This is a genomic window from Rhodococcus sp. NCIMB 12038, assembly GCF_002165735.1.
Classification (GTDB): domain Bacteria; phylum Actinomycetota; class Actinomycetes; order Mycobacteriales; family Mycobacteriaceae; genus Rhodococcus_F.
The window spans coordinates 1-1,186 of sequence record NZ_NHML01000095.1 but is presented as its reverse complement, the minus strand read 5'-3'; the positions used below and the strand labels follow the sequence as shown (position 1 = coordinate 1,186).

Annotated in this window: 1 protein-coding gene and 1 pseudogene; both read left to right on the top strand. The window is 67.8% G+C overall.

Annotated features, from left to right (window positions below; translation table 11 throughout):
• The coding region (locus CA951_RS42120) for a transposase (RefSeq protein WP_143543223.1) at positions 1-377 on the top strand (377 nt) is incomplete at its 5' end.
• A gap of 578 nt (positions 378-955) precedes the next feature.
• Positions 956-1,186 (top strand): annotated as a pseudogene (locus tag CA951_RS44995) (IS21 family transposase); the annotation flags it as partial.

Below are 1,186 nucleotides of genomic sequence, written 5' to 3'. Positions count from 1 at the left end.
TCATCCAGGAACTGCCCGGCGTCGGACCCACCCTGGCCGCGGTCTTCGTCGCCGAGGTCGGGGACGTGCACCGGTTCGCCGACCCCGCGCACCTGTGCTCATGGGCCGGTCTGACCCCCAAGCACCGCGAATCCGACACCGTGGTGCACCGCGGGCACATCACGAAGCAGGGCTCCAAGCTGGTGCGGTGGGCCGCGGTCGAGGCCGTCCAACGACATCCCACGACGGCGAAGATCGCCGCCGACAAAGATCGCATCGAGGCCCGCCGCGGCAAGAACATCGCCAAGGTCGCCGCGGCCCGCAAACTGCTCACCCTCGTCTACTACGGGCTCCGCGACGGGCACATCCGCGCCCTGACCCGGGATCGGGCGGCGTGAGCACCCCGGACGCAACACGCGCGTGGCCGCTGTTTGTTATGACCCCCGCACCGGCGTGGTCGTCCGCTTGATTGACCCCGCGCGTTGCCACCGCACCGCTCCATGCCCGCACCGTGCCGGGCGAAGGGATGACCGGTAGCCGAGGGAACTCGGCCTACCCCGACTCATGCATCACAGTTGGAGACGGACCCCCACAACCCCCACATCGTCACCCACGTCTGCTGAACTCGACCCCCATCAGAGTCTGCGCCGGCACGGGCCGCCGTCAACGCCGTTCGTCCTCGCTACGCTCCGGGCGCTCCGCATTGACCCCCAGGCCCTTACCCAGCGCTGTCCGCACAGACGGTCGAACCTCCAAAACGCCAGCATTGACAGACCCCGCTCCTACAGGGATGACAAACAGAGAGGCGCCCAGGTTGAGGGGTTCGTCCGTCACGTAATTCCCCACCCGGCCGTCACGTAATTCCCCACCTCGGGGCGTGTCGGCCGGGGTTCGGGTGCTGCTGCAGGTTCGCTCCTGACTGGCCACCGACAACGGCCCGGGAAGGGGCCTGACGGTGGCAAGGAGAACGTGGACGATGATCGATTTGATGGAGTTGTTCCGGCACTGGCACGCCGGCCGGTCTCAGGTGCAGATCTCGACGGCCCTGGGAATCGACCGCAAGACGATCCGGAAGTACCTGGCACCCGCGTTGGCGGCGGGTTGACGCCGGGCGAGGGCGGGAAGTACGACGAGGGATCTCGGGATGGTTTCCGGAGGTCGACGACCGGCAGTTGCTCGACGTCCAGACCTTGCCGGTACCAGCGGA